Genomic DNA, 6,932 nt, shown 5'->3' with positions numbered 1-6,932 from the left:
ATCTATATCTATATCTCCTGAAGAAATTTTCACAGAATTACAAGAATCTGGTATTAAAGTTGATATTCTGGTAAATAATGCTGGGTTTGGGACTTATGGTTTGTTTAATGAAACTAATCTCAAGACTGAATTAGAAATGTTGCAAGTAAATTTAGTTTGTCTGACCCATTTAACTAAGTTGTTTCTCAAAGAAATGGTTAAACAAGGTCATGGCAAGATATTAAATGTTGCTTCTGCGGCTGCATTTCAACCAGGTCCGTTAATGGCAGTGTATTTTGCCACTAAAGCCTATATTCTATCATTTTCAGAAGCGATCGCTAATGAATTAGAAGGTACAGGTGTCACCGTCACAGTTCTTTGTCCAGGTTCAACTGCATCTGCTTTTCATGAAAGAACCGGCATGGCAGATTCTAAAATGCTGAAGGGGAAAAATATGATGGATGCGGAAACTGTGGCTCAGATGGGCTATGATGCGTTAATGAGAGGAAAGACAATTGTTATTCCTGGGTTTATGAATAAAATGATGTCAAAATGTGTGAGGTTTATTCCTAGAAAACTTGTCACAAAAATTGTCAGAAGTATGCAAGAAGACAAGTAGGGGTTTAGAACTGCTGAACCGTCACAAAATTAGATCATGATAGAATCTTATTAATATCACAATTATTAACTCTGTGTTGATATTATGCGAACACAAACAAGATACTACACACCAGAAGAATACCTAGAACTCGAAGAACAAGCAGAGTATAAAAGCGAATATCGGGATGGAGAAATTATAGCTATGACTGGAGGAACAACAAATCATAATAAAATAGCTCTTAATTTCGCAGCTTCCTTAAAATACGGATTAAGAAAGAAAAACTATGCCGTTTATATTGGTGATGTCCGCTTGTGGATACCGCGTTATCGTCAACATACATACCCTGATGTGATGATAATTCAAGGAGAACCTATTTATGCTACTGAAAATACTACCACTGTGATGAATCCTTTATTAATTGCTGAAGTTTCATCTAAATCAACTAGTAATTATGACCAAAGTGATAAATTCATGTATTATCGTTCTATACCTGAATTTAAAGAATATATTTTAATCAATCAATATCAATATCATGTCATGCAATATGTGAAAACAAATGATGGTAAATGGATATTCACAGAGTTAGAATCGGAATCAGATATTTTAACATTACAAACTATAGATTTTCAGATTGCTTTAAGTGAAATATATGAACAGGTAAATTTTACCCAAAGCAATGAAAATCAAGAATAATCATAATGTATCTTTGATATCCTGTATTTGCTGTTATACTGATTTGCCGTGAGACTAAAATTCATACCCTTAATCAGCAACGCCGAATTTTGGGCTTTGGTGGGTGAAGGTATGATTTTCAGGCTTCGCCCCGCTTCGCTAACACGCAAAGGCGCAGAGTCGCAGAGAGTAAGAGTTTGAGAAATAGAATGTTTGATTTTTATACCTCAGTTCAGCAATGTCCATATTTAATGATTAGTTGTTCTTCTAGTTATCATTGACTAATATTTACTCATAAGATATAAAAAACACGGGTTTCATGTCGAAATATTAAGGAATATTGTATTTATATCAAAACCTGGAGCTACAAAGGAAATTCAGCCAAAAGTCCGTGATAGGATACTTTGGGAAAATATTCATAATTAGGAGAAAACCTTTGACACTACGGGTTGCTGTTGTGGGTTCGGGACCTGCGGGTTCATGCGCTGCCGAAACCCTAGCTAAAGCTGGGATTGAAACCTATTTGTTTGAGCGCAAGTTAGATAACGCCAAACCTTGTGGGGGCGCTATTCCCCTGTGCATGGTGAGTGAGTTTGACTTACCTCCGGCAATTATTGACCGTCGGGTACGGAAGATGAAAATGATTTCTCCTTCTAATCGTGAAGTTGATATCAATCTGATAAATGAAGAAGAATATATAGGAATGTGCCGCCGAGAAGTGCTGGATGGTTTCTTGCGGGACCGGGCGGCAAAATTAGGGGCAAATTTAATTAACGCCACTGTTCATAAAGTTGATATTCCTGGGAACAATACCGACCCCTATACCATTCACTACGTTGACCATACAGGGGACGGGGCGCAAGGCGTTACCAAAACCCTAAAGGTGGATTTAATCGTGGGTGCTGACGGGGCAAATTCCCGCGTTGCCAAGGATATGGGCGCTGGAGATTACAATTATGCGATCGCCTTCCAAGAACGCATTCGTCTTCCCCAAGACAAAATGGACTATTACAACGACCTCGCCGAAATGTACGTTGGCGATGATGTTTCCACCGACTTCTACGCTTGGGTATTCCCCAAACACGATCACGTAGCCGTCGGTACTGGCACAATGCACATCAACAAAGCCAGAATCAAACAATTTCAAACTGGTATTCGCGCCCGGGCTGCGGAAAAACTCGCTGGTGGTGAAATCATCAAAATCGAGGCACACCCCATCCCTGAACATCCCCGCCCCCGTCGCGTTGTCGGTCGCATAGCCTTGGTAGGAGATGCTGCTGGTTATGTTACCAAGTCCTCCGGGGAAGGTATCTACTTCGCTGCTAAATCTGGCAGAATGTGCGCTGAAGCCATTGTGGAAGCCGCTAACGGTGGGGCGCGGATTCCCACAGAACGCGACCTCAAAGTGTACATCAAGCGTTGGGATAAGAAATACGGACTCACCTACAAAGTGTTAGACATTCTTCAAAACGTCTTCTATCGTTCCGATGCTACCCGTGAAGCATTTGTAGAAATGTGTGATGACATGGATGTACAAAAGCTAACTTTTGATAGTTATCTCTATAAAACTGTAGTTCCCGCTAACCCCTTCACCCAGTTAAAAATTACTGCCAAAACCATTGGTAGTTTAATTCGTGGTAACGCCCTTGCACCCTAAATATAGGAAATCAGAAGCCAGAAATTCGTTTCTAGGCTTCTTTTTTTGGGGCGCTTTCTATATCGGCAGATGGGAAAAGTTTTGTTTGAAAATTAGTTTCTAAAGAATCTCCGCGTCTTTAGACCGGAGAGTGTCAAATCTTCATCATCTAAGAATCGGACAATCCATCCCTACGGATTTGTGATTGACAGGATTTTCCTCATCTAAATCCCATTGAGCCGGATTATTGATAATGTATTCTCGGATGCGATGGAGATGATATTCAGTGCGAATAATAGATTCATAGTAATTACGCTGCCATATTGGTGTTCCTGGTAAATCGCGTATTTGGTTGATTTGTTTAGTTGCAGCACCTTTAAAGCCTCGGACAATTGCACCTATTGTTTGAGAAGGCGATCGCAATAGGGAATTTGATATAGACATGGATTCTGTTGTGGTGGTGTATTGCAATACACCCCTACAGATAATTATTATTGCGTGTAAATGATTAGGTGTTGCGGCTCGCAAACATAAACGCTCCGGCTTGCAAACAAGACAATTTGTGGCTCACATTAATTGCAAATAAGATTGCACTTCGGCTCAAATTAATTGCAAACAGACTCAAAATAATTGCAACCAGCTTGCAATCATCCAGTTCGGCTCAAATTAATTGCAAATAAGCAGGATGCCTATAAGCAAAAGGTTTTGGAGTCATCTCAGTAGTAAAAGAACTTGGGTAACATGGCGAAGAGAGGATTTATCCCTTGAGCAAGACAAGCTTGTCTTTGACTTGCTGTCGGCTACTTTGGGTATACCGAACCGTAGTTTGAATAGCTGGAGTTCCCTTTTTGGTGATATGACCGAGATAATAAGCAACCTCCTCCAAGGGCGATTTCTGATTATCTAGCCTTACCTTTGGCAAAATTATCCACCGAACAAATCGCCTTTATTGATGGACTTCTGGCTGAGACTTTGAGTAAAAAAGTGATTATTGAACGAGTACGGCAGTATTTCCAAAAGCCAAAAAGAGGGGAACAAAATGCTCACTGAAGTTATGGAACACTTTCATTTGGTTAAGGAATTTCCCAAGGCTGGGTACTATGAGACAGACCACCAAAAGCAAATGTTTAAGGATATTAAATCCGCAATTAATTTCGGGAAGTTGGTTGCCATAACGGGAATTATTGGGTGTGGGAAGACGACGACTTTACGGCGTTTGTTTGATGTTTTGGAGAAGGAAGGTAAAATTACCGTCTCGAAGTCGCTTTCTGTGGATAAAGACCGGGCGACGCTACCAACACTGATTGCTGCTTTATTCTACGATTTGTCCACAGATAAGGAAATTAAAATTCCATCTCTTGGTGAAAAACGGGAACGGGAACTACGCGACCTGATTAGAAAGGGGAAAAAGCCGGTGGCACTGTTTGTTGATGAGGCTCATGACTTACACTACAGTACTCTAACGGGACTAAAACGTTTAATTGAGGTAGTTGAAGATGGTGGTGGTACGCTCTCGGTGGTGCTGGCTGGTCATCCCAAATTGAAAAATGATTTGCGCCGTCCGACTATGGAGGAAATTGGGTATCGAGCAACTGTGTTCTCGTTGGAAGGTATTGTTGGTAATCAGCGAGAATATATTGAATGGCTGGTATCTGAATGTACTATGTCTGATACTCCCATCGGTGAAATATTGGAGGCAGAAGCTATTGAATTACTTGCCACGCGGCTATTGACACCACTACAAATCGAACAACATTTGACACTAGCTTTGGAGGCTGCATACCGAGTCGGGGTCAAACCTGTTACTACGGCGATTGTGGAGTCTGTTCTGTCGAAGCAAATTGATGATTTGGAACCCACTCTCACAAGGCATGGTTATGACGTGAGGGGTTTGGCGGAACAGTTCAATGCTAAACCGGCTGAAATTAAATCGCTGTTTCGTGGGCAGCTTGATCCAACTCGTGCGCGTGAATTACAGGAGCAAATGTTAGCTGCGGGATTACCACTTTAGTTTTGGTTCATTAAATATGGCAGAAGCTCAATACTTTTATAGACAAGCAGATTCACTGCAAGTGTAGGCAGAATTTGTTATTTGCAATTAATTTGAGCCGAACTGGATGATTGTAAGCTGTTTGCAATTATTTTGAGTCTGTTTGCAATTAATTTGAGCCGAAGTGCAATCTTATTTGCAATTAATGTGAGCCACAAATTGTCTTGTTTGCAAGCCGGAGCGTTTATGTTTGCGAGCCGCAACAATTAGGCTTTATTTTTTGGCAGATAATGTTAACCTCAGCCAGAAAAATTAGGTAGATAAAATTCTTCTGACTGGAATTTTTCAAAAATATCGTAAAAATATCAATAATCTGAGTCACATCTGCGGAATGTGGGATACAAGGTTGGGTTGTTCGCGTTAGCGTTGCGGAGCAATTAGCATAAAACTCAACAAATGCGTTGGGTTGCGCTGTCGCTTAACCCAACCTACAGGAAATGGACAAGGTATTGAGTAGTGAGACAGAATTAATTACACAATGTCATTGGGAATGGAACGAATCGAAATGAAGCAATCGCAAGGGTTGTGATTGCTTCCCTTCGCTCGCAATGACTGTAAATATTTTTGTCCAATTAAGTAGGTGAACAGAAAAATTTAAAGGTATGTGAAGAAAAGTAAAATCACTCAAAACTCTCTTTCTGTTCCCAGTTAAGAGTTCCCCTCGAGTTCCCAAAGGACGAGATGTTACATGATTTCTCAAGGGTTTCGTTAAGGCCAGCAGTTGGATTTGAACCTACGACCTTCCGATTACAAGTCGGATGCACTACCACTGTGCTATGCTGGCGGTTTGGGTAAGAACGTTTTTAATTGCCTCACCGATTTCATATTATAGCATAGGCATATCATTTGTCTAGAGGGTAAACAAAATATTTTTCCAGTTGCCAAGAATCAGTAAAACTAGCGGACGTGCTGTAGATTGATGCAAAAATATTTGGTACAGTGCAATTGGAGTATTCCTGGTGACACGGCTATACCAAAGCGCAGGAACATTTGTTCTTTATAGATAATCAAGCATGGCAGCATTGATAGGCAGAGATTTATTAAGTCTAGCGGATCTGAGTTCTGAGGAACTGCAAGAACTTCTGGAATTGGCTACTCAACTCAAGTCAGAAAAACTCAAGTTGCATTGTAACAAGGTTCTAGGTTTGTTATTTTCCAAAGCTTCAACACGCACTAGAGTCAGTTTTACAGTCGCAATGTACCAACTGGGCGGACAGGTAATTGATCTCCATCCTAATGTCACTCAGGTGAGCCGAGGAGAACCTATCCAGGATACTGCTAGGGTGTTAGATCGTTATTTGGATGTTTTAGCAATTCGTACTTTTGCTCAACAGGAGTTGGAAACTTTTGCCAAATATGCGAAAATTCCTGTAATTAATGCCCTCACGGATTTAGAACACCCCTGCCAGATATTGGCAGATTTACTTACCATACAAGAAAAATTTGGCAGTTTGGCGGGTTTAACATTAACCTATGTCGGTGATGGGAATAATGTCGCTAATTCCCTGATGTTGGGTTGTGCTTTGGTGGGAATGAATGTCAGAATCGCTTTTCCGTCAGGATATGCTCCAGATGCAGAAATTGTAGAAAAAACTAGGGAAATAGCTAATAAAAAAACTGAAGTGATCTTGACTCACGATCCTGAAGCAGCAGCAAAAGGTGCATCCGTACTTTATACTGACGTTTGGGCAAGTATGGGGCAAGAAACACAAGCCAATAATCGCTTCCCTGTTTTTCAACCTTATCAAATTTCACAACAATTATTAAGTCTTGCAGATCCAGAAGCAATTGTTTTACACTGCTTACCAGCCCATCGCGGTGAAGAAATTACTGAAGAGGTAATTGAAGGTTCACAATCACGGGTTTGGGATCAGGCAGAAAATCGCCTCCACGCTCAAAAAGCTTTACTTGCAAGTATTCTTGGGGCAAAATAACAGTATTGGTAATGGGTAATGGGTAATGGGTAATGGGTAATGGGTAATGGGTAATGGGTA

6 protein-coding genes and 1 tRNA gene are annotated in these 6,932 nt (G+C 40.7%); 5 read left to right on the top strand and 2 right to left on the bottom strand.

The window, feature by feature from the left end; genetic code table 11:
- The 3 genes from IQ228_RS01655 to chlP all read left to right on the top strand — a co-directional run.
- Positions 1-598, top strand: a 598-nt coding sequence (locus IQ228_RS01655) for an SDR family oxidoreductase (RefSeq protein ID WP_193962016.1), incomplete at its 5' end; no start/stop codon positions are given.
- An 84-nt stretch (positions 599-682) separates the two neighbouring features.
- Entirely contained in the window at positions 683-1,273 is a 591-nt protein-coding gene (locus tag IQ228_RS01650; protein WP_027403736.1) for a Uma2 family endonuclease, read from the top strand.
- 415 nt (positions 1,274-1,688) lie between these two features.
- On the top strand, positions 1,689-2,909 hold the full coding sequence (gene chlP / locus IQ228_RS01645; protein ID WP_027403737.1) for a geranylgeranyl reductase: 1,221 nt from the start codon (positions 1,689-1,691) through the stop codon (positions 2,907-2,909).
- A gap of 144 nt (positions 2,910-3,053) precedes the next feature.
- On the opposite strand, the gene IQ228_RS01640 is transcribed toward chlP, so the two are convergent.
- Complete coding sequence (locus IQ228_RS01640; protein ID WP_370566792.1) at positions 3,054-3,416, bottom strand: transposase; 363 nt, start codon at positions 3,414-3,416, stop codon at positions 3,054-3,056.
- A 511-nt stretch (positions 3,417-3,927) separates the two neighbouring features.
- On the opposite strand from IQ228_RS01640, the gene IQ228_RS01635 reads away from it, so the two are divergent.
- The gene (locus IQ228_RS01635) at positions 3,928-4,899 is read left to right on the top strand and encodes an ExeA family protein (RefSeq protein ID WP_027403960.1); all 972 of its coding nucleotides are present in this window, start codon (positions 3,928-3,930) and stop codon (positions 4,897-4,899) included.
- 751 nt (positions 4,900-5,650) lie between these two features.
- On the opposite strand, the gene IQ228_RS01630 is transcribed toward IQ228_RS01635, so the two are convergent.
- Positions 5,651-5,722 (bottom strand) — tRNA-Thr (locus tag IQ228_RS01630).
- Between the two features lie 229 nt (positions 5,723-5,951).
- Here IQ228_RS01630 and argF point away from each other — a divergent pair.
- Positions 5,952-6,872: an ornithine carbamoyltransferase gene (gene argF / locus IQ228_RS01625; protein ID WP_027403744.1), complete on the top strand. Its 921-nt coding sequence runs from the start codon at positions 5,952-5,954 to the stop codon at positions 6,870-6,872.
- The last annotated feature ends 60 nt before the right edge of the window (positions 6,873-6,932 follow it).

Source organism: Dolichospermum sp. LEGE 00246 (assembly GCF_015207865.1).
Taxonomy (GTDB): domain Bacteria; phylum Cyanobacteriota; class Cyanobacteriia; order Cyanobacteriales; family Nostocaceae; genus Dolichospermum; species Dolichospermum heterosporum.
Note: the sequence above shows the minus strand (reverse complement) of the source record. Positions and strands in the feature narration are given on the sequence as shown.